Here is a 417-nt window from a genome sequence, read left to right as displayed (position 1 = left end):
TCCTATTTCGATGGCGCGGTCGCCGCGGGCCGGGCTCAATCCGGTGGTCTCGAAATCGACGACGGCATATCCTTGTTGCATTGCGCTGTTCACCACAGATTCCAGTATAAGGCGGTATAAGGCACAAATCCGAGCATATGAAAAGCGGTTGGGGTTGGAACCCTATTGGATTCCAACCCCAACCGCTTACGCGTTATCGATTCGTTCGTTCAACGAATCGGAGACGGCTCACTTCTTGTCGGAAGCGATCTCGTCGGCCACAGCGGCGGCCGCGGAAGCGGCTTCGACGCTCTCGGACTCTTCGTCTTCAGCGGCTTCACCGAGGAAGGAGCTGAGGTCGAGGGTCTCGCCGTCGGCCTTGAAGGTCACGGCGCGCATGCCGGCAAGCAGGCCCTTGGAACGGCCGACTTCCTGCAC

The 417-nt window shown here is 59.5% G+C and carries 1 pseudogene; it reads right to left on the bottom strand.

Annotated elements, in window-relative coordinates:
• Nucleotides 1-228: 228 nt before the first annotated feature.
• Nucleotides 229-417 (bottom strand): annotated as a pseudogene (locus B3C64_RS04825) (trigger factor); the annotation flags it as partial.

Origin of the sequence: Bifidobacterium sp. UBA6881, from assembly GCA_002451435.1 — a bacterium.
Classification (GTDB): domain Bacteria; phylum Actinomycetota; class Actinomycetes; order Actinomycetales; family Bifidobacteriaceae; genus Bifidobacterium.
The sequence above is the reverse complement of the archived record's forward strand: the minus strand, read 5'-3'. Positions and strand labels throughout refer to the sequence as shown.